This is a genomic window from Streptomyces sp. NPDC023157, from assembly GCF_055560575.1.
In genome coordinates, this window is sequence record NZ_JBVHIL010000002.1 from 92,905 (window position 1) to 114,418 (window position 21,514).

Here is a 21,514-nt window from a genome sequence, read left to right on the forward strand (position 1 = left end):
CCGTCCTCCGCCGTTCGGCCCCTGAACGAACAGCACCGAGCCCTCCACGCACACGCGGGTACCGGCCGTGACCTGGACGGACTGTGATCGTTGCACGGTCCGTCGAGTACTGGTCCAGTTCCTCAGTCATCAGGGAGTCAGCGCGTGAGCAGTGGTGTCGTCAAGAACACGGCCGTAGCGGGTACGGGATCGGGTGCCTCGTCCGGCGTCCCGGTGGGCTCCTGCGGCGAGGGTGAGCTTCCCGACCTGGCGACGCCTGTGGCGCCGGTCGGTGGCATGGTCGGGTCGGTCGAGAACCTGGTCGCGTGGGAGCCGACCATCTTCGGGTGGGGCGTCTCCGACGGCGGTGAGAAGCAGTAGCGATGGCTGATCAGGTCACCTCGCCGAGGGACTCCGGTCCTTCGGCGGGTGACGGGCTGTTCGCCGCGTTCGGTGAAAGGGTCGACCGGCAGCTGGCTGCCGACGGCGCACGGCCGTCGCTGGCCGGCTGCCGTGGCCTGTTCGGGGAGCTGGCACGGTCAGGCACGGTGACGGAGACGGTGCACCGGCTGTTGCGCCGCGCTGTCGAGGCCGGGCACCGGCACCGGGTGGCAGGGTTCGACGGCGGGTCCTTCGTGCTTGCGCGGGGGTCGGGCTGGTCTCTGACGCTGCGGGCGACAGTGCCTTCGCTGCCGGAGAATCTGCTGGTCACCTCAGCGGCCGACTACATGCTCGCCGTCCCCTCCGGCGCACGGGAAGGCGGGAGCATGGAGTGCTTCGACCGGCCGGCCGGGAACCGCCCCGATCTCCTCGCCCCGGCGGCTCGGCTCACACCCCGTGGCCGGCACCTTCTGCGGCCGGGGCAGGTGTTCACCCTCAGCGCGGGTTCCCAGGTGGCGCTTCTGACGGCAAGTGGCAGAGGGCTGGTGCACCTGGTGTTCGCCGCCGATCCGCATCTGTCCTACCGGTTCGCCTACGACCGGGCCACGCTCAGGCCGGTGCGGATGATCAGCACGGACGGCACGGCGTCCCGCCTGACGTACACCGTCCGCCTGCTCGCCGCCTGCCGCCGGCCCTCCTCCCTGCCCGTCCTGCGATCGCTCGCCGGGCACCCGTCGCACGAGGTGCGGTGGGAAGCGATCCGCGCCGTGCACCGCATCGATCCGGCGGCCGGCCGACAACTCCTCCACGACGCCGCCCACGACCCGCATCCCGAGGTCCGCCAGGCCGCCGTCCAGGCCCTGGTCCCGAAATCCCAGGCCCCCGCGTGACCCATACCCTGCCCCCGGCCGAGTCCGGAACCCTGGACCTGGCCGACTACCTCGACCACATCCGCGCCACCGTCGACCCCCACGACCCGGACTCCGTCCTGGAATCCGCCGGCGCGCTGCGCGCGCTGAGCGACAACACCGACCTGCTGGTCGACCACCTCAACCAGGAGCTGGCCGACCTGGCCACCTGGCAGTCCGACAACCGCTACGCGGGACAGAGCCTGCTCCTGGGCCGCGGGGAGGGCTTCCTGGTCCGCGCCAACATCTGGATGCCGCCCAGCTCACTGACCGCCGACGAGGAACAGGCCCTGCACTCCTACGAAACCCCGCACGACCACAACTTCTCGTTCCTGACCGTCGGACACCTTGGCCCCGGATACGCCACCACCATCTGGGAGTACGACCCCACAGCCGTCGACGGCCACCCCGGCGAACCCGTCGACCTGACCTACCTCGAACACACCACGCTCCCGCCCGGCAAGATCATGTACTACCGGGCAAGCCGTGACATCCACACCCAGCACCACCCCGCCGAACTGTCGGTGTCGCTGAACCTCCTGCTCGACAACCCCGACCCCCTGGCCGAGCAACGCTTCTTCGACCCCGCCACCTCCACCATCACCCGCACGAACCACAGCCGGGCCGTCTCCGCGCACCGCCTGCTGTGCGACCTCGCCGGCCACCTCGCGGACGACCGGAACACCTCGCTGCTGGAACACCTCACCGCCCACCACCCCGCGCCCGCGGTCCGCCACGCGGCCCTGGAGAACCTCGGCCGGAACACCGGAACCCAGGCCCTCCCCGCCCTCGAACGCGCCGCCCACGACCCCCACCCGGCCGTCCGCGCCCACGCGCTGCGCACCCTGGACGAGTGGGACAGGAAGGAGGGGACCCCATGAGTGCCCGTCTCCGTCAGGTGGTGCGGTGGTTCTGCAGGCGCGCGAGCGTGAGTTGCAGCCACGTGATGTAGGAGGCGTGCTGGGAGAACCCGTATTCGTGGGCCGAGATGAACAGCTGCCGGGCCCACGCGGGGTCGATCTCGGGAAGCTGTGGCCGGAAGTCCGCGGAGACCTCGTCCAGGGTCCCGGTCGGACTGGCGTCGTTGAGCGGTACTCCAGTTCGGTGCGTACGACCGAGATGGCGATGTCCCGGTCGAGAAGGCCGGCGAACAGGAAGCGCAGCACGAAGTCGGGGTCCGCCAGGCGCGGCGACGGCTGATACGGCGAGCGGGCCCACTCCCACAGCGCCTCGCGGCCCTCCTCGGTCAGCGAGTACACCTTCGCGTCGGGCCCGCCGTCGCGCTGGCGGACCCCACCCCGACGACGTGCGCCCAGCTGGAGGAATGGGGCGTCACGGATCTGTTCTGCGCGCCCTGGATGAACGACGTCCACGCGCTGACGCCGCCGGGGCCTTCGCTGGAGGCGATGGTGGACGCCCTCGCGGACTTCGCCGAGCGATACGTGAGGTAGCGGCGCCCGCAAGTCTCCCTCGCCCCCATTCGAATCCCGGAGGATGACCATGCCCGCACCTGCAGAGCTCGAAGGGCGCACGGCACTCGTGACCGGCGGCGCCAGCGGGATCGGCGCGGCCCTTTGCGCCGAGCTGTCCGACCGCGGAATGGCGATCGTGGTCGCCGATATCGACTACGAGGGCGCGCAGCGCGTCGCCGCCGGGCTCAGACAGCGCGGCGGCACGGCACTGGCGGTGGCCGTCGACGTCAGCGACCCCGATTCGGTCGAGCGGCTGGCTCAGGCCGCGTACGAGGAATACGGATCGGTGGAACTGCTCTGCAACAACGCCGGCGTGCTGCTCTTCGGCACCATCGAGGACTCCTCCCTGGGCGACTGGCGATGGCTGGCGTCCGTCAACGTCGAGGGGCTCCTCAACAGCCTGCAGTCATTCCTGCCGCGGATGCGTGCGCAGACCGGCTGGAAGCACGTGATGAACACCGCGTCCACGCACGCGTTCCTGGCAGACCCCTCCTTCACCGCCCTCTACACCGCCACCAAGCAGGCCATCGTCGCCGTGACCCAGGGGCTGAGACACGAGCTGCGGGAGCAGGGCTTCGGCGTGACCCTGCTGTGCCCCGGCCAGGCCGACACCCGCATCCTGGACTCCCAGCGCAACCGCCCCGGACGGTTCGGCCGCCGCGCCGACGAACCCTTCGGGACCGGCGACGTCCCACTCGCGATCGGCGTCGACGAGGTGGCCCGGCGAGCGGTCGCGGGCCTCCTCGCCGACGCGGAGATCGTCTTCGCGCTGCCGTCCGAGGGCCTGGAACAGTTCCGTGGCCAGCTGGAGGAGTGGTGGCGGCTGGCGGACGACGCTCTTGTCCGCCACACCGAGCCGCTGACCTGACACAGGCCGGACGCCCGCCGGCCCGGGCCCCGCAGGCGGCGGGTCCCGGGCCGTCAGTATGCCCGCGTCGGAGCGGGTGGCCCGCTCGCGTTCAGGCGGCGTTCTGGAGGGCGGGCAGGTAGGCGCCCGACTGGCCGGCCGCGTTGGGGTGGAAGGACTGCCCGATGGGCCAGTTGAGGGCATGGAGCCAGGGTGCGCTGTCGCACAGTTGGTGGCCCGTGAAACGGTCGGCGACGTCTTCGTAGACGAAGCCGCTGTGCTGGGCGACCTCGTCGCGGATCACGCTGTTGAGGACGTCGGCCCCGTTGTTGAGCGCGGTGCGCTTGGTGGCGCTGATGCCGGGGCAGGCGGTGGCAGCAAGGTCGTAGAACCTCGGGTAGCCGAGGATCACGACGCGGGCCTGTGGGGCGCGGGTGCGGATGGCGTCGTAGACAGTGTCGAGTTTACCGGGGAGTTCGGCGTGTGCGGTGGTCTCGGCGGTGGCGATGGCGTCGAGGCAGGCGCTGTCAGTGCCGAACAGGCAGGTGGCCATGACGGTGCCGAGACCGATGTCATTGCCTCCGATGGTCATGCTGACCAGCGTGGTGGTGTCGCCCAGCGGAGCCAGCTGCTTGTCGAGGACGTCGGTGGTCTTCGCGGCGCCGCACGCCTGGAAGTCGAAGCTGGCGGGGGCGGTGAGTCGGTTGTAGAGGTAGGGGTACGAGTTGACGCTCTGGTTGCAGTCGTTGAGGTAGGTGGTCGAGGAGCCGCCGCCGGCGGAGTAGGAGTCGCCGAGGGCCACGTAGTGGACCCCCGTGGCGGGGGCGGCGTGTGCGGGGTCGGTCGTGGTGAGGCCGAGGGCCGTGGTCGTCAGCGCGGCGAGGACGGCGGCGAGGGCACGGACGCGGGTTCTGGGCGTGCCGAGGGTACGGCTCTTGCGCATGGGGTCTCCTGGCGGTGCGTACGGGACGGGGTGCTCAGGTGCTGCGGGCGCAGCGGAATCCGGCGTGGCCGCTGGTGCTGTCGGGGGTGTTCGCGGTGCGGGCGGCGACGCGGTAGCGGTTGCAGTACGAGCGGTGGCACAGGTGGGATCCGCCGCGGATGACCTTCGCGGTTCCGGTGGCGGGGCCGGCCATCCCGTCCGGCGGGCGCCGGGCGGGATGGCTGGTGGTCCACCAGTCGGCGCACCACTCCCATACGTTGCCCGAGGTGTTGTACAAGCCGTATCCGTTCGGCTCGAAGGCGTCGACCGGCGCGGTGCCGCGGAAGCCGTCGGCGGCGGTGTTCATCGTGGGGAAGGTTCCCCGCCAGATGTTGCAGCGGTGGATGCCGTCCGGGTCGAGTTCGTCGCCCCAGGGGTAGCGCTTCTGCTCCAGGCCCCCGCGGGCGGCGTACTCCCATTCGGCCTCGGTCGGCAGACGCTTGCCGGCCCAGGCCGCGTAGGCGGCCGCGTCGTTCCAGGAGACGTGCACGACCGGGTGGTCTCCGCGCCCTTCCAGGGTGCTTCCGGGTCCCTCGGGCCTGTTCCAGACGGCCCCGGACACTCCGCACCACCACGGGGTGCGTTCCGGGCGTGGTGCGCCGCGCCGCAGTGTGGCGGGCAGAAAGCCGGCGAACACGTATGACCAGCCGAAGCGTTCGGCTTCGGTGACATGACCGGTGTCGGCGACGAACCGGGCGAAGGCGTCGTTGGTGACGGCGCAGGTGTCGATGAGGAACGGCTTCAGCCGCACCCTCCTGATGGGCCCCTCACCGTCGCCGGGAAATCCTTCCGCGTCGTCCGTGCCCATGAGGAACTCGCCTCCGGGCAGCATCACCATCCCGACGGCCGAGGTGTCGTGCCGTGGCCTCGGTGGCGAGAGCAGCCGAAGAGGCGCGTCAGGCAGGCCGGGCCGCCGTCCGGGTGCGCAGCAGGCGGCCGGGGTGCCGGGGGCGTACCGTTCCGCCTCCTCGCCCTGCACCAGCGCGAAGGGTCCCTGGTTCATGACAGGGCCTGCTCGCGCCGCTGGTCGAGTTCGGCCTGCAGTCGGGCGGTGTCGCGGGCGTACGTGCGGTGCAGCAGGGTCAGGAACGCCCCGTTGACCAGCATCAGGATCACCAGGACCCACAGGAAGACGGGCCGCAGCCCGATCGCGTCGCCGAGGAAGCCGGCGCCGAGCCCGAACAGGGCCCAGGCGATCGCCTCGAAGACGGAGATGTAGAGGGTGAAGGCGGCCGGCCGCAGCTCGGGCGGAACCACGGCCATGATCATCGGCCGGTTGATGCCCGGGTTGACGCCCTGCGCCACCCCCATGAGGCCGAAGAACAGCGCGTACAGCCCGATGCCGCCGTAGTGGAACTGGGTACCGAGGAATGCCAGGGCGGCGAAGAGGATCTGGGCCGCCTGGAGCACGGCGGGCAGGCCGTGGCGCGGGCTGAGGCGGGCGGCCCGGTCGGCGGCCAGACCGCCGAGGATCGTTCCGGCGAAATAGCCGATCCCCAGGGGCATGAGGACGACGGACGCGGTCTGGGTGGTGAATCCGTAGACCTCGACGAGGAAGACGACGGCGAAGGAGAAGACGAGGAGGTGGCCGGAGAGCAGCCGGGAGACGAGGAGGACCACCAGGGTGGGGATCTTCAGGAGGGAGGCGACCTGGCGTCGGTTCACCAGGCCGGTGGCGTTCCGGGTGGCGGGGTCGAGGTCGGCGAGCTGCGGCTCGGAGGCGCCCCGGCCCGGGTCGTGCAGGAACCGCCACAGCACCAGGCCGAAGAGGATGCTGAACGTGCCGATCGCCCACAGGCCCCAGCGCCACCCGTCCTCCACGCCCGCCAGCTGGCCCTTGAGCGCGGCGAAGACCGACGACGCCAGCGCGGTCGCCCCGAAGAGCATGCCGACGGCCCGGCCGCGGGAGGCGCTGTCGAACAGGTCACCGACGAAGGTGGTGATGATCGGGTGGGCTCCGGCGTATCCCGCGGTGAGCAGCGTCGAGAACAGCAGGAGCTGGGTGAAGTTCTGCGCGAAGCCCGCGGCGATGCCCCATACGCCCCACATGCCGGCGCAGAGGACGAGCACCGCCTTGCGGGACCAGCGCTCGGCGGCCCACACCCACAGCGGTGTGGTGATCACGCCGATCAGTTTGCCGGCGGCGGTCAGGACTCCCAGAGCTCCGAGCGAGAGCCCGAGGGCCTGCCGGATCACCGGGAAGAGGCCGCCGATCATGCCGGCCTCGGTGTTGTCGACGAGCATGGCGCCGCCCAGGAACGACAGCTGCCGCCAGCGGCCGGGAACTCTGGTGTTCGGGGCCCGTCCGGTTCTGGAGGGATCGTGGATAAGCTCGGGCATGGCGCCTCGCTTCCTCTAGGTGTGTGGTCTCTTCGCTGGAGATGCACGGGGAAAAGGGGTGTGTCGGCCGGTGACGGGGCTGCAACCCCGTCACCGGCCATTTCTTCGGTGGCTCAGAGTGTGGCGAGTTCCTCGGCGACCGCCATGAGCGCGTCACGGGGCATGGCCCCGGCCGCTACCGCCGCGACGTCGATCAGCGGCATGGGCCCGAGGAGCTGGAGGAGCTCGGAGTCGAACAGGCTCGGCAGATGCCTGCGCAATACGACGGAGGTGACCGGGTCGGACATCAGCGTCCGCATCGGCGTCCGCAGCGACACCCGCCCGGCCGGGAACTCCTCGGGACGCGGCAGCGCTTCCGCGGCCCGCTCGGCCTGGGCGCGCTGGGCACGCACCAGCAGGTGCTTCTCGGTCACCGGGCCGTCGGCGGGCAGCCCGAGCCTCTCGTACTGGCTCGGCGGCGCGTCACTCTCCCGCAGCCGGCCGACCAGCAGGGAGGCCATGCGCAGCTCGGCCTCGTCGTCGACCAGCGGGGCCAGTTGCTCCGGATCGCTCTCCAGGTCGAACAGGAGAGTGCCGTGCTGATAGGGGTTGAGGAGGCTGCGTCCGGGCGTGCGCAGGGTACGGACGCCCTTGGTGAAGCCGAACGGCTCGGCCAGCTCCGCGTCCACCAGCTCGGCCGGGCTGAACCGGCCGCGCATGTGGGTGGGCATCAGCGTGTGTTCGTACAGCGGGGCGTTGTCCGGGGAGACGGGCGCCCGCATGTACACGTACCGGCCGTCGGTGACGTTGACGTGCCCTCCGTGCGCGCCGAAGAGACCGGCTTCTCGTACGGGAGTGTCGTCGGCGACCGACAGCGGGACGCCCTGCATGTCGGCCGGGCGGTCGACGCCGAAGTACTCCAGGATCGTGGGCGCCAGGTCGATCGTCTGCACGAGCGCCGAACGCCGCTCGCCCGCCGCCCCCGGATGCCGCGGGTCCCAGGCGAACAGGGGCAGATGGACGAGCTCGTTGTACCAGGGCTGCACCCACTTGGCCCACCAGCCCTTCTCGCCCAGCAGGAACCCGTGGTCGGTGTTGACGATCAGGAGCGTGTCGTCCCACAGTTCCAGTTCGTCCATGGTGTCCAGGACGCGGCCGAGCGAGCGGTCGCACATGGACAGCAGCGCCGCGTATTCGAAGCGGGCGTGCGCCACCTGATCGTCGGTCTCGGTCACCCGCTTGTAGTCGGGCCAGTCGAAGTGCGGCCCGTCGTACGCGTGCGGGTAGAGGTCCTTGTACCGCTGGTGGGAGAAGAAGGGCTCGTGCGGGTCGAAGGTCTCGATCTGTACGAACCAGCGGTCGGCGTCCTTGTTGGTGCGGACGAACTCCAGGCCGGCGTCGAAGGTCAGCGTCTGCGGATGCCGGTCCTCCGTCGCCATGTAGGAGCGGTTGATCCAGTCCTGGCGGTACGCGGGCGTGCGCATCCGCTTCAGCCCCTCGGGCATCTCGGGGTCGGCGACGTGGCCCTTCCACGGGTCGCCCTCCTGCCCGCGGAAGAACTCCCAGGTGTTGTACCGGCCGTGGTACGTCGCTCCGCCGTCCTCCCAGTAGTGCGGATGGTCGCTCGCGAGATGGGTGTAGACGCCGTTCTGCGAGAGCAGTTCGGGCATCGAGTCGTCGAACGGCTCCAGCGGTCCCCAGCTGCGGTGCAGGAAGTTGTGACGGCCGGTGTGCAGTTCCCTGCGGGCCGGCATGCAGGGCAAGGAGCCCGCGTACGCGTTGTCGTACGTGACCGCCCGTTCGGCGAGGCGCGCGAAGTTCGGCGCATGGGTCCAGTCGGATCCGTATGGCGGCAGCATGCGCCGATTGAGGCTGTCGAACATGACCATGATGGCCTTCATGCGGGGGAATCCCCTCTCTCGGTGTCCGGCGTCCGGTGGTGTTCGAGGCGGTGTCGCATGCCCTCAAGCCAGTCCACCCACGTGTCGACCGCCGACGAGCCGTACGCGTGCAGCTCGTCGAAGACCTCCTGGGCCAGCCTCTTGTCCATCTCGGGGAGCGGGCTCTCGAAGCGCAGGACGCGGTCTCGGTCGCGGTTGCGGGCGATCTGGGCGCGCCGGTAGGCGAGTTCGGTGTCGATCAGCTCGATCGCGGCCTGCCGGTCGAGGGGTGCGGTGAAGGCGAACCGGGCCAGGAAGTCCGGATCCTGGAACCGGCTGGTCGGCTCGTACGGCGAACGAACCCACTCCCACAGCACCTCACGCCCGCGCGGGGTGAGCCGGTACACCTTCGCGTCCGGCCGCCCCTCCCGCGGATCGACCTCGAACTCCACCCAGCCGTCGGCCGTCATCCGGCCGAGCAGCCGGTAGATCTGGCTGTGATGCGCCCGCGACCGCAGGAACTGCCCCTCCGACTCGACCCAACGCCCCAGATCGAAACCGCTCCGCGGACGTCCCGCGATCAAAGCGAGCAGCACGTACTCGAACTTCACCGACCCACCGCCCCTATGTGCACTGTCACCTATGTGTCTAGTGTTGTAGGGCCTGCGGAGGGAGACGTCAACGGATCCGGCACGCACTTATCAAGGCCGTATCTCGCCGTTCATGTTCAGAACCGGCCGATCCCGACAGGACAGCGGGCGAACGGAGCCCTCAGATGCCGACACGCGATGAACTGCGAGCGGGCGGCCGTTGGCAGATCCCCGACCAGCTCACCTGGCACGTCGCCGGCCCCGTCCCCGGCTTCGTCGTCGGGCACCTCCCGTGGGCCTCAGCGCGGATCCAGCGGACGCCGCGGACCAGCACTCTTTTGGGTCAGAACGAACCGTTCCTCCCGTCCACCCGTCATCTCTCGACGGGCCGCTCCTGCACCGACGTGGCGGCCGCCTTCGCTCTTCACGACGCCGTACTGGCCCGACCGACGCCGCCCTGCCCCGCCGGATAGCCCTCAAGAGTGCCCGCAAGATCTCCGCGTACGGCGACTGGCGCTCGGTCCTGGCCGTGCGCACGCGTCCTGATGCGCCGTCACGACGACCCTCTCCAGCCCCTGGACCTCGGGAAAGGACGGATGCTTGCTCGGTTCTTCACCCGTGCCACCCACCGCGGCTCCAAGATCCGGACCATATCCGGTCCACGCTCCGGTATCGCCACGGAGAAACCGACGTTCGTGCTGGTCAGAAAGATGCCAAGTCTGTACCGCCAGCAGACGAAGAACCTGCTGGTGTCGTACTCGCCGAAGAAACTCGGCTTCTTTTAAGAGCACAAAAAGGGTGCCTGCCCTGGGCTTCCGCCCGGCAGGCGCCTCTCGCTCGCCCCGTTTGACGAGGGGTCGCGCTTACGCCGAAACTCCCAGTTCATCCCACCGGTGTCCCGCGCCCGCACACCCCGGTCTGCGCCTGGTGTGCGCCGACGCCGTCGACCACCTGCAGGAGTCCAGCCCTTACGACCTGGTCTACTCCGTCAGCGACATGCCCTTCCTGGGTCCGCACCGCCTGCTGCCTGCCGTGGCCACCCGCCTCAAGCCCGGCGGACGGCTGCTGTTCAGCGCGCTGCACACCAACTCGCGCGGCGACGGGCCGTCCGACTCCGTCATCGCACGGCCCGAGATCCTGCGGCTGCCCGGCACGGGCACGGAGCACCGTATGCCCACGTGGGTCCTCGAACGCCGCCTGTGGGAGACCTCCTCGTCGACCAGGGCCTCGTCGTGGACACGGTGACGACGATCGACTCCCCGCAGGCCGACCAGCCCCTGTCGTACCGGCTGCACGCGGCCCGCCGCCCGGAAACGAATCCGCAGCCGGCCCCGGACACCGGCTGCGTGATCATGAGCAGCGGTAACGTTCAGTAGCGGTCACGGGCGCCAACGATCTCCTGGCTCGGGCGGCGCGCTCGCTTGGCACCAGGACCCGGCTCCTGGACATCGAGGACGGGCTCATCGTCCGGCGCGGGCCGCTGCCAGAAGGCCCTCACCCTGGTTCGAGTGGGCCGAGCCGGTGGTCGAGCGCGGCGCCGACCTCGGGGCAGTTCTTTCGGATGACGTCGAGGAAGGCGTTCAGTGCAGGGAAACGGTCCCGGGCACTGAAGGACAGGACCAGATCGGGCAGAGGCGTGCGCGGGGTCACCTCGCAGAACCACGTGCCCCGTCGTGGGGCCGTCAGCATGCGAGAGGGTCCCAGACCGACGCCCACCCCGCAGGCTGCGAGGCCGATGATGGTGTGGATGTCCCTCGCGATGGTCGCGCCGGAGAGCGCCGGGGAGTCCTTGCCCAGGAGGGCCTGCAGCCCGGCGACAACGGCCGGCTCGTCCTCTCCCGGCGCAACAATCAGCGGCTGTCGCCGCAGCTGGTCCACGTCCACCGACGACTGACCCGCGTACGGGTGCGTGCTGCTCACGACCGCGACCAGGTGGTCGTGTCCGATCGGGACAGAAACCAGCTGCTCGGCCCCGACGCCCCCTGGCCGGCCGAGGCCGATCGCCACGTCCAGTTCGCCGGCGACGAGCGCGACCGTGCTGCGCCTGGTCGCCATCTCGTGCAGTTCCAGCCGGACGTCGGGCCGTTCGCGGCCGAACCGGCCGAGGACGTCCGGCAGGGGTTCGAGCAGCGCCGAGGCAATGAACCCCAGGCGCAGCTGTCCCGTCTCGCCGCGTGCTGCCCTGGCTGCGTCGACCGAGGCCGCCGCGATCTCGTCGAGCGCCCTGCGCGCCCTGGAGAGGAAGGCCGCACCCGCAGCCGTCGGAAACACCCCCTGGCGGGTGCGATCGAACAAGCGGGCGCCCACTTCCCGTTCCAGGTCGGCGATCTGTTTGGACAGCGGAGGCTGCGCGATGCCCAGCGCACGGGCCGCCCGGCCGAAGTGGGCGTGCTCCGCGAGGGTCAGTGCATACCGCAGGTGCCGCGCCTCCATGTCGGCCTCCCAGCCATACCTCACATGTATCGCCAAACAGCTTGTCAGATCTTTCACTGGATGATCGGGGTCGGGTCGCGTGGAATGCGGTCATGACCGATTCTTCCTCCACAGACACCGTCTTCGTCTTCGTGCACGGCGCCTGGCACGGCTCCGGCCAGTGGGCGGCGACGCAGCGCGCACTCGCCGCCCTCGGTGCCGCGAGCATGGCCATCGACCTGCCGGGGCACGGCTTCGACGCGCCACTGCCCACCGGATACCTCCAGCCGGGCCAACCGGGCCTGCTGACCGAGAAGTCCGCTCTCGCCACCGTGACGATGGACGACAGCGCCGAGGCCGTCCTTGACACGCTGCGCCGGGCCCGCCACCACCGTCGCGTCGTGCTTGTCGCGCACAGCGCGGGCGGCGGCCCCGCGTCCTTGGCTGTCGAGCGCGCACCCGAACTCGTCGACGAGATCGTCTACCTTTCGGCCTTCGTGCCTGCCGGACGGCCCCGGTTCTTCGACTATCTCGGCGCACCCGAGAACGCCACGGCACGGGGCCAGAGCCTCAACCTCGGTGACCCCGGAGAACTGGGCGCTGTGCGCATCAACCCGCTCTCGCAGGATCCCGCCTACATCGAGGAACTGCGGCAGACTCACTACCACGACACTGCTCCGGACCGCTTCGACCGCTGGCGCTCGGCACTGAGCCCCGATCTGCCGCTGGCGATCCCCACCTCCCCGGTCACCCTGACTCCACAACGCTGGGGGCGCGTCCCGCGGACCTTCCTGCGCTGCGCGGACGATCGGGCGCTGCCGACGGCCGTACAGGATCTGATGATCGCGGAAGCCGATCGGGCCATGCCCGGCAACCCGTTCACCGTGCGCACCCTCCCGGGCAGCCACAGCCCGTTCGCCTCCCGGCCCCGCGAGCTCGCCGCGGTTCTGCTGCCGTGAGCGGCGGACGCCTCGTGCTGCCGGTGGTGCTCAGCGCCACTTTTGTGCAACTGCTCAACGTCACGGTCGCCCAGGTGGCTGCGCCGGCGATCCAGGCCGGCCTGGGCGCTGGTCCCGGCGCCGTGCAACTGGTCCTCGCCGGATACACCCTGACGTACGCGTGCCTGCTCATCCCCGCCGCACGGCTGGGCGACCGGTACGGATACCGCCGGCTGTTCGTGGCGGGCACCGTGGTCTTCACCGCGGGTTCGCTGGCCGGCGCGTGTGCCCCCGACGCCGCATCGCTGATCATTGCCCGGCTGGTGCAGGGCGCGGGCAGCGGTCTGGTCGCCCCCCAGATCCTGTCGCTCATCCAGGCCGCCACTCCTGCGACGCGCCGGCCGCGTGCCTTCGGCCTGTACGGCGCCACCATGGCCGTCGCGTCACTGGCCGGGCCGCTGATCGGCGGACTCGTCCTCAGTGTCGATCTCTTCGGCCTCGGCTGGCGGCTGGTGATGCTCCTCACCGTGCCGGTGGCGCTCGCCTCGCTGGCAGGATCTACCGCGCTGCCCCGCACCCGCGGAGCGGACGGACTCCGCGTCGACAAGCTGGGTGCACTGCTGGTCACCATGGGAGCCGGCGCGGTGGTCCTGCCCCTGGCGCTGGGGCGGGAAGCAGGCTGGCCCTGGTGGACGTGGGCCGGCTTCGCCGTGGCTGTGGCCGCCCTCGGCCACTTCGTCCGGAGCCTCCCGCACCGGCCTGATCCGCTGATCCATCCCGCGGTGCTGCGTGACCGGTCGGCGCGGAGAGGCACGTTGCTGGTGTTCGTGTTCAACACGGGCGTGCCTTCCTTCACCTACCTGCTCTTCCTCCACCTTCAATCCGCTGTCGGGTACTCGGCCCTGACGGCCGCACTGGCGTCGGCACCGTTCGCCGCCGGCGCCGTCGTCGGCAGCAGAGCCGCGCCCGCTCTCACCCGCCGGCACGGGCCGTCGGTGCTCACCGTCGCGTCCCTAATCCTCGCCGGGATGTGCCTGGCGCTGGTGCCCCTCATCGGCTCGGCGGCGGGACGTCAGGCGGCACTGCCCGTGCTGGCCGTCGGCGGAGCCGCGTTCGGCGCCTTCACCGCGTCGGTGTTCACCCTGGTCCTGGCCCAAGTGCACGGCCCCGCAGCCGGTTCGGTCTCCGGCCTGCTGCCCACAGCACAGCAGCTCGGCGGATCCATCGGAGTGACCGCGGCCGGACTCGCCTACTACGCCCCCGCCGCCGATGCGGACACCGCGTCCCGGCACGCCATGCTCTACCAGGTCGCCGCCTTCACCATCACCGCGCTGATCAGCCTCCGGCTCCACCACCGGCCTGGCACCGAGCCCGTTCACGGCCACAGCACTCACAGCGGAAGGGCACGTAGACAAAGCGCCGGCCTTCAGCGGCCTTCGCCTCCCCCTGTCGGCCGTGCCCGCTCCAGATCGCCGAGGGAACATGGACGACGATCGCCGGTTTGAGAAGCTGTCGATCGTCGCGGCACTTGAAGCTCTCCCCCCGACTTCCGCTCGGCCAACGCGCTTTCTGCCGAGCGGCACGGCACTCAGGAGAGCGCATCCGAAAGCAGCGCCACCCGCCCTCAGCGGCCGGCAGCACGCCGTACTCAGAGCGACGGACAGGTGAGAGCCTCTCGTGCGTTCTGCTCATGATCGGCTGTCGAAGGCGGGGCTCACGGGGCGCGGAAAGCTGGATCGCAGCAGAAGCCACTACTCACGGAACCGCGTTCCCCACAGCGGCGTCGTCCGGCTCACCGTACCCGCGCCGGTCACCCGTTGGTCCGGCACACCCCGGGAGCTTGAGAAGACCATCGGCTCGTGACGGTTCTGGAGCCTCGACGCACTGCCCCAGCCCCTCTTCGAGCCCAGCAGCCAGTGCCTGACGGCCTGGAGACAGGACCTCCCCCTCGACCACCCGCCCGCCGACGTCCAGCCCTACAACACCCACCTCTCGCCCGACTCGCGGCCGACCCCGGACAGCTGATCCCGCCGTGACCACCACCCGAATCACCGTCGCTCTTCGCGCACCCGACCCGATCTCCCAGGCCGGAGTGATCAGTCAGCTGCGGCCCCGTCCCGAGATCACCATCGCCGACTGGCCCGAGGACGCCGTCCCGGCGGCCGAGGTCGTCGTGCTCGTGGTGGACACGGTCGACGAGGACGTGTTGCGGTTGCTCCGCCACATCAATCGGACCAGCACCTCCCGCCCCGTCCTCGTGACCACCGGCATCGACGAACAGAAGCTGGTGAGTGCGGGGTCGCCGGGGTGATCCGGCGCGCGGAGGCGACCCCCGAGCACCTGGTGCACGTCATCCGTACGGTCGCGAAGGGCGCCGGCCACTCCCCTCGGACCTCGTCGGACGCCTCCTGGAGGAGATCGGCCGGCTCCAGGGCCAGGTCCTCGGCCACGCGGGCTGCACTTCACCGGTCGCGCTGCGCGCGAGGTCGACGTGCTGCGCCTGGTCGCGGAGGGCTGCGGCACCGCGGACATCGCCGCGAAGCTTTCGTACTCCGAGCGGACCATCAAGAATGTCCTGCACGCCCCATCATCACCCGGCTGCAACTGCGCAACCGGTCGCACGCAGTCGCGAACGCGATGCGGCAGGGACTCATACGACCAGCCCACCATCACGCCCGCCAGCGCTCCCGTCGGCGGACGCTCGCCCCTGCAGAGACCAAGGAGTTCCGTTTTGAGCACTGCCCCGTGGGAGACCATCGGCCGGCTGGCTGAGTTCTTCACCCGTCTCGACACCGCGCGCGGGATCCCCGCAGAGCAGCAGTGGACCTTGCAGGTCCTCAAACTCACCGAGGAGGTCGGCGAGTCGGCCCAGGCCGTGATCGGCGCCTGGGCGACCAACCCCCGGAAAGGGCAGAGCCACACCTGGGGCCATGTCCAGGAAGAGGTCGCTGATGCCGCGATCACCAGCCTGGTCTCCCTGCACCGGATGCTGGGTGACGAGGCGCCTGCCTTCTTCGAAGCCGTGCTCGCCCGGAAGGCCGCGAGGTTCTTCGAGCTGGACGATGACACCGGTGCGCAGCCTCGCGAAGGGGCGTGAGAGACAGTGCGAGCGACCGGGGAGTCACGAGGCAGAGGACCTGGCGGCAGGCGCGCTCTCCAGGTTTCGTCAACCGGCGGCCAGTACCAGGAACTCCTCGACGCCTTCGGCGGCCGACGCTCGCCGGAAGACGGGGACGAGGTGGACCAGGGCTTCGCAGCGCGGTGCTCCGATGCGGCGGGCGAGCCGGAGCGCTTCCCCGGCTGTGCGGGCGGCGATCTCCGGCTCCTTGAGTTCGAGGTGGCTCTTGGCCTGGTAGGCGAGGAAGACCCCTTTGGTCTGGTCGCGCTCGAGGGGGCCAGAGGGCACGCCCTTCGGTGGTCAGCCGGTGGGCGCGGGCCGTGTCGCCGAGGTCGAGGAGGGCCTGACCGGTGTCGACGGCGAGATCGGCTTCGCCGTAATGGTCCCCACGCGAGCGGGGGTGGTCCGTCGGCAGGGGCGCACCGGGTTGATCCCCGCAGGTGGTCCCCGCGCAGGTGACCTCGTCCTTCGCTGTGCCATGACATCCACTCGAGAGCCTTCGGTCGCAGCCGGCCCCGGCGCCGGCGCCCGACGGCGTCCACCGTGCCGGTGAGCCCGCCGATCTGACCCGCCGGCGCGCTTTGCGCCGTCGTCGCTTCCACCTCCCCGCCGGGACGCCCTACGCCGGGCCCGCCCAGGCGTGGGCGGCCGACGCGTTCCGAAGCCGGCCCCCGGGCGGCACATCCGACTGCCGATGACGCGGGAACGCCATCGGCATGGCTGCCCACACGCCCGCGGCGGCGCCCACGTGCGAGCCGCCCGGGGGTGCCTGACCCGAGCATCAGCCCGACCACAGTTCCCGGCCCGCGTGGGTGGATCCCGTCCCAACCGCCGTCCTTGCACCCGTGAAGCGGCGGAACCATCTCCCGACGCATGAAGGAAACGCATGAACAAGCGCACGTCCGTCGGCGCCCTGCTGGGCGCCACCATCCTGGCCACCACCACTGCCCTCACCCCAGCGGCAGCGGCCGGGAACCTCATCAAAGAACGGCACCTTCTCCGACCCGAACGCCCCCGCCGGGGGCTACGTCGAGTACGAGGACGGCGAGAACATCGGCCCGTGGCAGGTCGGATCGTCCACCCCCCGCGGCGGGGTGACGCTGTACAGCCGCGCCCTCACCCCGTACACATACCAGGCAGTCGACATCGGACCCGGCACCCTCTCCCAGGACTTCGAGGCCGACTCCGGCTCCGTCGTCAGCGTCACCTGGAAGCACGCCCGCAACACCGACCCCGCCTGCGCCAAGGACATGGGCGACCAGTCCTACAGCGCCCAGGTCATCCCCCTCCCACCTCGGACCCCGTGGGCGACTCCTCCACACCGATCGGCCCCCGCTTCGCCGCGATCAGCAGAAGCCTTCAGTTCCTCGCCGGGGAAGACCACTTCACCTTGGAGTTCGCCGGACGCGCACCCGCCGGACGCGGCCCGCTGATCACCACGTCGTCGCCAAGGTGGTCGGCCACGTTCAGCCCTGACGCCGCAGATACGCCTAGGTTCTGTCGTCAGACTCCCGCCTGGCACACGCTCTCGCCGCACCGGGCGAAAGGGCGAGTACGTCCAGTACAAGGGCTTTCACCCGGCACGCCGAGAGCACGCAGACGCCGCGGGGCCGCCCTTCGGGCGACGGTGGGAGTTCGACGGCAGCCCCTCGGGCCGGATGCTTGGCTCGCGGGAGGCGGGGGAGGCGGTCGTCGCATAGCGTCGACGTAGGCGCACGGATGGACATGCCGACGGACACGAGTCCGCACCCGCGTGCGGACAGGACGGCGGGCGGGTCGAGCGGCGAGCCGGTCAGTCGGGGGCCCGCCCCCGTACCGCCATGCGCCGGACGTTCGGGGGCGCGTCCCCCAGGTGAGGAGGAAGACCGGTGGACCAGACCCTGCCGGAGCGCGCGTCCACGGTGGCGCTGCGCGTCAACGGAACGGACCGCTCGCTCACCCTGGACCACCGCACGACCCTGCTGGACGCGCTGCGCGACCACCTCGACCTCACCGGCACCAAGAAGGGCTGCGACCACGGGCAGTGCGGTGCCTGCACCGTCCTCCTCGACGACCGGCGTGTGAACAGCTGTCTGCTGTTCGCCGTCGCGTGCGCGGGGCGTTCCGTCACCACCGTGGAGGGCCTCACGGACGGCGAGCGTCTCCATCCGGTCCAGGAGGCGTTCGTCGCCCGGGACGCCCTGCAGTGCGGCTACTGCACACCGGGCCAGATCTGCTCGGCCGTGGCCCTGCTGGACGAGACGGCGCGCGGCGAGCCCTCGCGCGTGACACCGCCGGAACGACTGCCGGGTGAGCCCGTCGCCCTCACACCGGACGAGATCCGGGAACGCATGAGCGGGAACATCTGCCGCTGCGGCGCCTACCCGAACATCGTGGCCGCGATCGAGGAGGTCGCCCGGTGAAGCCCTTCGCGTACGTGCGCCCCGAACGCACCGAGGAGGCCGTCGCGCACCTCGCGGCCCACCCCGGCGCCCACTTCCTGGCGGGCGGCACCAACCTCGTGGACCTGATGAAACTGGGCGTCACCGACCCGCCGCTGCTCGTCGACCTCGGCGCCTTGCCCCTCGACGGCATCGCGGAGACCTCCGACGGCGGCCTGCTGATCGGGGCGACCGCGAGCAACAGCGACGTCGCCGCCCACCCCGACGTGCGCACGCGCTACCCCGTGCTGTCCCAGGCCCTGCTGGCCGGCGCCACACCCCAGCTCCGCAATGCGGCCACCACCGGAGGCAACCTCCTTCAGCGCACCCGTTGCCTCTACTTCCAGGACACGTCCACGCCGTGCAACAAGCGTCTGCCCGGTTCCGGCTGCCCCGCCCGAGAGGGCGTCCACCGGGACCTCGCGGTCCTCGGCCACTCCACCCACTGTGTCGCCACACACCCCTCAGACATGGCCGTCGCCCTCGCCGCCCTTGACGCGGAGGTCCGGCTGCGCGGGGCGGACGGCGAGCGGACGGTGCCCGTCGCCGCGTTCCACCGGCTGCCCGGCGACCGCCCGGACCTGGACACCGTCGTCACACCCGGCGAACTCATCACGGGCGTGACGCTCCCCGCGCCGCCGCCCGGCGCCCTCAGCGCCTACCGCAAGGCCCGCGACCGCACCTCGTACGCCTTCGCGCTCGCCTCTGTGGCTCTTGTCCTGACCGTCGAGGACGGCCAGGTGGGGCACGCCGCCCTCGCTTTCGGCGGTCTCGCCCACAAACCCTGGCGGGCGCGGGCGGCGGAGGAGGTGTTGCGGGGCGCGCCGGCCACCACCGAGACCTTCCGGCGGGCCGCCGACGCCGAACTCGCCGCCGCCGAGCCCCTCCGCGACAACGGCTTCAAGGTGCGGCTGGCCCGCAACCTCGCCGTGAGCCTCCTGGGTGACCTCGCGTCCCGCGCCGCCGCGGCCGCCCCCTGACGACCACGACGCGCCCGCACCCTCTGCCCTGCCGCCTGACGTCCTGCCCGGCGTCGCCCCGCCCGCCAGGCATCCGTCTGCCCGCCGAACGTCCGACCGCGCACACCCCGCCGTACGCCGACCGGAGGAGGCACCCCGCCATGACCAGCCATGAACCCGCGACCGCGCAGCCTTCGGCGGACGTCAGGCGTGACGCCCGTCAGAAGGTGACGGGCGAGGCCCGCTACGCCGTCGACCGGACGCCGCCCGGCTGCCTCCACGCCTGCCCCGTGCCCGCCGCCGTCGCCCGCGGCCGGGTCACCGCCGTCCACGCTGACGAGATCCTGCAGCACCCCGGCGTATACGCCGTCCTCACCCACGAGAACGCCCCGCGCCTCGGCGACGCCGACGACCCGACGCTCGCGCTGCTCCAGGAGGACCGGGTCCCCCACCGGGGCTGGTTCGTCGCCGTCGTGGTCGCCGACACGCCCGAGAACGCCCGCGCCGCCGCTGACGCGCTGCGGATCGACTACGCGCCGAGCGAGCACGACGTCCGGCTGACCGCCGACCACCCGCGTCTCTACACGCCCGAGAAGGCCAACGGCGGCCACCCGGCCGTACGCGAGCGGGGCGACTTCGACACCGCCTTCGCCGCGTCCCCGGTCCGCATCGACGCCACCTACACCATGGGCGCCCTGCACAACCACCCGATGGAGCCGCACGCCGCCACAGCCTGGTGGGACGACGACGGCCTGACCGTGTACGACTCCAGCCAGGGCGCGACGACCGTACGGGACGTCCTCGCGCGCCTGTTCCGGCTGTCCCAGCAGAAGGTCACCGTCGTCTCCGCCTACGTGGGCGGCGGCTTCGGCTCCAAGGGCACCCCCCGGCCGCCGGCCGTCCTCGCGGCGATGGCCGCCCGGCACACCGGCCGACCCGTCCGGCTCGCCCTGCCCCGCCGCCACCTGCCCGCCACCGTGGGGCACCGCGCGCCCACCATCCAGCGCGTCCAGATCGGCGCCGCCGCCGACGGAACGATCGCGGCCCTCGCCCACGCCGTGGTCACCCAGACGTCCACGGTGAAGGAGTTCGTCGAACAGGCCGCCGTCCCGGCCCGCACCATGTACACCTCTCCTCACAGCCGCACCACCCACCGGGTGGTCGCCCTGGACGTGCCCACCCCGTCGTGGATGCGCGCCCCCGGCGAGGCGTCCGGGATGTACGCCCTCGAAGCGGCCATGGACGAACTCGCCGAGGCGGTCGGCGTCGACCCGGTGGAACTCCGGCTGCGCAACGAACCCGACACCGAGCCCGACAGCGGCAAACCGTTCAGCAGCCGGGGCCTCGCCGCCTGCCTGAGGGACGGCGCGCGCCGGTTCTCCTGGGCGGACCGGGACCCGCGCCCCGGCGTCCGGCGGGACGGGGACGTGCTGGCCGGTACGGGTGTCGCCTCCGCCACCTACCCCGCACTCCTGAGCCCGTCCCGCGCCTCCGCCCACGCCGCCCCGGACGGCCGCTTCGTCGTCCGCGTCAACGCCACCGACATCGGCACCGGTGCGCGGACCGTCCTCGCCCGCATCGCCGCCGACGCCCTCGGCGCCCCGCTCGACTCCGTGGGCGTCGAACTCGGCAGCAGCCGACTGCCCGACGCCCACGTCGCCGGCGGCTCCTCCGGGACCGCGTCCTGGGGCTGGGCCGTGCACAAGGCCTGTACGGCGCTGCGCGCGACCCTGGCCGCCGACCCCGGTCGTCCGCTGCCGCCCGAGGGCGTCACGGTCGAGGCGGACACGGATGAGGAGGCGGGGCGGACGTCCCCGTACGCCCGCCACGCCTTCGGCGCCCACTTCGCGGAGGTCCGCGTCGACACCGTCACCGGCGAGGTCCGGGTGAGCCGGCTGCTCGGCGTCTATGCCGTGGGCCGGGTCCTCAACGCGCGCACCGCCCGCTCCCAGTTCATCGGCGGCATGACGATGGGGCTCGGGATGGCGCTCACCGAACACAGCACGATGGACCTCGTCTTCGGCGACTTCCGCGAACGCGACCTGGCCTCCTACCACGTCCCTGTCTGCGCCGACGTGCCGGACATCGAGGCACACTGGGTGGACGAGCACGACCCCCACCTCAACCCGATGGGCAGCAAGGGCATCGGGGAGATCGGCATCGTCGGCACGGCGGCGGCGATCGCCAACGCCGTCCACCACGCTTGCGGCGTCCGTCTCCGAGCCCTCCCCCTGACCCCCGACCACCTCCTCCCGCTGCTCACCGCCCGGGCGACCACTCCCTAGGCGTATTGCCCCGCAGGGTTGTTG

General features: G+C 71.3%; 22 protein-coding genes. 15 read left to right on the top strand and 7 right to left on the bottom strand.

The genetic code is table 11. From position 1 onward, the window contains the following. Positions 1–144 precede the first annotated feature (144 nt). The 4 genes from ACZ3ZE_RS06145 (at position 145) to ACZ3ZE_RS06160 (ending at position 3,608) form a co-directional block, all read left to right on the top strand. Positions 145–360, top strand: coding sequence for a hypothetical protein (locus ACZ3ZE_RS06145; RefSeq protein ID WP_361171121.1), 216 nt, complete (start codon positions 145–147; stop codon positions 358–360). 2 nt (positions 361–362) lie between these two features. After that, on the top strand, positions 363–1,250 hold the full coding sequence (locus tag ACZ3ZE_RS06150) for a HEAT repeat domain-containing protein (RefSeq protein WP_467257627.1): 888 nt from the start codon (positions 363–365) through the stop codon (positions 1,248–1,250). Then, positions 1,247–2,149: a HEAT repeat domain-containing protein gene (locus ACZ3ZE_RS06155; RefSeq protein WP_361171115.1), complete on the top strand. Its 903-nt coding sequence runs from the start codon at positions 1,247–1,249 to the stop codon at positions 2,147–2,149. Before ACZ3ZE_RS06150 ends, ACZ3ZE_RS06155 begins: the two co-directional genes overlap by 4 nt. Positions 2,150–2,768: 619 nt before the next feature. Beyond that, positions 2,769–3,608: an SDR family NAD(P)-dependent oxidoreductase gene (locus ACZ3ZE_RS06160; protein WP_467257629.1), complete on the top strand. Its 840-nt coding sequence runs from the start codon at positions 2,769–2,771 to the stop codon at positions 3,606–3,608. A gap of 91 nt (positions 3,609–3,699) precedes the next feature. Here the strand turns inward: ACZ3ZE_RS06160 and ACZ3ZE_RS06165 are convergent, their stop codons facing one another. The 5 genes from ACZ3ZE_RS06165 to ACZ3ZE_RS06185 form a co-directional block, all read right to left on the bottom strand. After that, on the bottom strand, positions 3,700–4,530 hold the full coding sequence (locus ACZ3ZE_RS06165; protein ID WP_363291311.1) for an SGNH/GDSL hydrolase family protein: 831 nt from the start codon (positions 4,528–4,530) through the stop codon (positions 3,700–3,702). Positions 4,531–4,564: 34 nt separating this feature from the next. Beyond that, positions 4,565–5,407, bottom strand: a complete 843-nt coding sequence (locus ACZ3ZE_RS06170) for a formylglycine-generating enzyme family protein (RefSeq protein WP_442304552.1) — start codon at positions 5,405–5,407, stop codon at positions 4,565–4,567. A 161-nt stretch (positions 5,408–5,568) separates the two neighbouring features. Further along, entirely contained in the window at positions 5,569–6,909 is a 1,341-nt protein-coding gene (locus ACZ3ZE_RS06175; RefSeq protein WP_467257631.1) for an MFS transporter, read from the bottom strand. Positions 6,910–7,022: 113 nt separating this feature from the next. Further along, positions 7,023–8,789: a sulfatase gene (locus tag ACZ3ZE_RS06180; protein WP_363291309.1), complete on the bottom strand. Its 1,767-nt coding sequence runs from the start codon at positions 8,787–8,789 to the stop codon at positions 7,023–7,025. Beyond that, entirely contained in the window at positions 8,786–9,379 is a 594-nt protein-coding gene (locus ACZ3ZE_RS06185; protein ID WP_361171080.1) for a PadR family transcriptional regulator, read from the bottom strand. The genes ACZ3ZE_RS06180 and ACZ3ZE_RS06185 overlap by 4 nt, the downstream gene beginning before the upstream one ends. A gap of 164 nt (positions 9,380–9,543) precedes the next feature. Here ACZ3ZE_RS06185 and ACZ3ZE_RS06190 point away from each other — a divergent pair, with 164 nt between their 5' ends. The 3 genes from ACZ3ZE_RS06190 (at position 9,544) to ACZ3ZE_RS06200 (ending at position 10,734) form a co-directional block, all read left to right on the top strand. Beyond that, positions 9,544–9,831, top strand: a complete 288-nt coding sequence (locus ACZ3ZE_RS06190) for a hypothetical protein (protein ID WP_467257634.1) — start codon at positions 9,544–9,546, stop codon at positions 9,829–9,831. A gap of 454 nt (positions 9,832–10,285) precedes the next feature. Continuing rightward, a complete protein-coding gene (locus ACZ3ZE_RS06195) occupies positions 10,286–10,603 on the top strand; it encodes a hypothetical protein (RefSeq protein WP_467257636.1) in 318 nt (105 codons plus the stop codon). Continuing rightward, positions 10,591–10,734, top strand: a complete 144-nt coding sequence (locus tag ACZ3ZE_RS06200) for a hypothetical protein (RefSeq protein WP_361171072.1) — start codon at positions 10,591–10,593, stop codon at positions 10,732–10,734. The genes ACZ3ZE_RS06195 and ACZ3ZE_RS06200 overlap by 13 nt, the downstream gene beginning before the upstream one ends. Before the next feature lie 118 nt (positions 10,735–10,852). On the opposite strand, the gene ACZ3ZE_RS06205 is transcribed toward ACZ3ZE_RS06200, so the two are convergent. Then, a complete protein-coding gene (locus ACZ3ZE_RS06205; protein WP_361171069.1) occupies positions 10,853–11,791 on the bottom strand; it encodes a LysR family transcriptional regulator in 939 nt (312 codons plus the stop codon). Positions 11,792–11,883: 92 nt separating this feature from the next. Here ACZ3ZE_RS06205 and ACZ3ZE_RS06210 point away from each other — a divergent pair, with 92 nt between their 5' ends. The 4 genes from ACZ3ZE_RS06210 to ACZ3ZE_RS06225 all read left to right on the top strand — a co-directional run bounded on the left by ACZ3ZE_RS06210 (position 11,884) and on the right by ACZ3ZE_RS06225 (position 15,805). Next, entirely contained in the window at positions 11,884–12,729 is an 846-nt protein-coding gene (locus ACZ3ZE_RS06210) for an alpha/beta hydrolase (RefSeq protein WP_363291308.1), read from the top strand. Beyond that, a complete protein-coding gene (locus ACZ3ZE_RS06215; protein WP_467257639.1) occupies positions 12,726–14,213 on the top strand; it encodes an MFS transporter in 1,488 nt (495 codons plus the stop codon). Before ACZ3ZE_RS06210 ends, ACZ3ZE_RS06215 begins: the two co-directional genes overlap by 4 nt. A gap of 527 nt (positions 14,214–14,740) precedes the next feature. After that, positions 14,741–15,019 (top strand): hypothetical protein, encoded by a 279-nt coding sequence (locus tag ACZ3ZE_RS06220; protein WP_467257641.1) that lies wholly within the window; start codon positions 14,741–14,743, stop codon positions 15,017–15,019. Positions 15,020–15,439: 420 nt separating this feature from the next. Next, entirely contained in the window at positions 15,440–15,805 is a 366-nt protein-coding gene (locus ACZ3ZE_RS06225) for a MazG-like family protein (protein ID WP_442304553.1), read from the top strand. 69 nt (positions 15,806–15,874) lie between these two features. Here ACZ3ZE_RS06225 and ACZ3ZE_RS06230 read toward each other — a convergent pair whose 3' ends face one another. After that, positions 15,875–16,114 (bottom strand): hypothetical protein, encoded by a 240-nt coding sequence (locus tag ACZ3ZE_RS06230; protein WP_467257644.1) that lies wholly within the window; start codon positions 16,112–16,114, stop codon positions 15,875–15,877. Between the two features lie 806 nt (positions 16,115–16,920). On the opposite strand from ACZ3ZE_RS06230, the gene ACZ3ZE_RS06235 reads away from it, so the two are divergent. The 4 genes from ACZ3ZE_RS06235 (at position 16,921) to ACZ3ZE_RS06250 (ending at position 21,490) form a co-directional block, all read left to right on the top strand. Continuing rightward, positions 16,921–17,259: a hypothetical protein gene (locus ACZ3ZE_RS06235; protein WP_467257646.1), complete on the top strand. Its 339-nt coding sequence runs from the start codon at positions 16,921–16,923 to the stop codon at positions 17,257–17,259. Between the two features lie 435 nt (positions 17,260–17,694). Then, on the top strand, positions 17,695–18,228 hold the full coding sequence (locus ACZ3ZE_RS06240) for a 2Fe-2S iron-sulfur cluster-binding protein (RefSeq protein ID WP_467257649.1): 534 nt from the start codon (positions 17,695–17,697) through the stop codon (positions 18,226–18,228). Beyond that, complete coding sequence (locus tag ACZ3ZE_RS06245; RefSeq protein ID WP_467257651.1) at positions 18,225–19,226, top strand: FAD binding domain-containing protein; 1,002 nt, start codon at positions 18,225–18,227, stop codon at positions 19,224–19,226. Before ACZ3ZE_RS06240 ends, ACZ3ZE_RS06245 begins: the two co-directional genes overlap by 4 nt. Before the next feature lie 140 nt (positions 19,227–19,366). After that, a complete protein-coding gene (locus ACZ3ZE_RS06250) occupies positions 19,367–21,490 on the top strand; it encodes a xanthine dehydrogenase family protein molybdopterin-binding subunit (RefSeq protein WP_467257654.1) in 2,124 nt (707 codons plus the stop codon). The last annotated feature ends 24 nt before the right edge of the window (positions 21,491–21,514 follow it).

Coding starts and splice junctions, on each gene's coding strand:
- ACZ3ZE_RS06150 (WP_467257627.1), top strand. CDS start 363: ATGGCTGATCAGGTCACCTCGCCGAGGGACTCCGGTCCTTCGGCGGGT.
- ACZ3ZE_RS06160 (WP_467257629.1), top strand. CDS start 2,769: ATGCCCGCACCTGCAGAGCTCGAAGGGCGCACGGCACTCGTGACCGGC.
- ACZ3ZE_RS06165 (WP_363291311.1), bottom strand. CDS start 4,530: ATGCGCAAGAGCCGTACCCTCGGCACGCCCAGAACCCGCGTCCGTGCC.
- ACZ3ZE_RS06170 (WP_442304552.1), bottom strand. CDS start 5,407: ATGGTGATGCTGCCCGGAGGCGAGTTCCTCATGGGCACGGACGACGCG.
- ACZ3ZE_RS06175 (WP_467257631.1), bottom strand. CDS start 6,909: ATGCCCGAGCTTATCCACGATCCCTCCAGAACCGGACGGGCCCCGAAC.
- ACZ3ZE_RS06180 (WP_363291309.1), bottom strand. CDS start 8,789: ATGAAGGCCATCATGGTCATGTTCGACAGCCTCAATCGGCGCATGCTG.
- ACZ3ZE_RS06190 (WP_467257634.1), top strand. CDS start 9,544: ATGCCGACACGCGATGAACTGCGAGCGGGCGGCCGTTGGCAGATCCCC.
- ACZ3ZE_RS06205 (WP_361171069.1), bottom strand. CDS start 11,791: ATGGAGGCGCGGCACCTGCGGTATGCACTGACCCTCGCGGAGCACGCC.
- ACZ3ZE_RS06210 (WP_363291308.1), top strand. CDS start 11,884: ATGACCGATTCTTCCTCCACAGACACCGTCTTCGTCTTCGTGCACGGC.
- ACZ3ZE_RS06250 (WP_467257654.1), top strand. CDS start 19,367: ATGACCAGCCATGAACCCGCGACCGCGCAGCCTTCGGCGGACGTCAGG.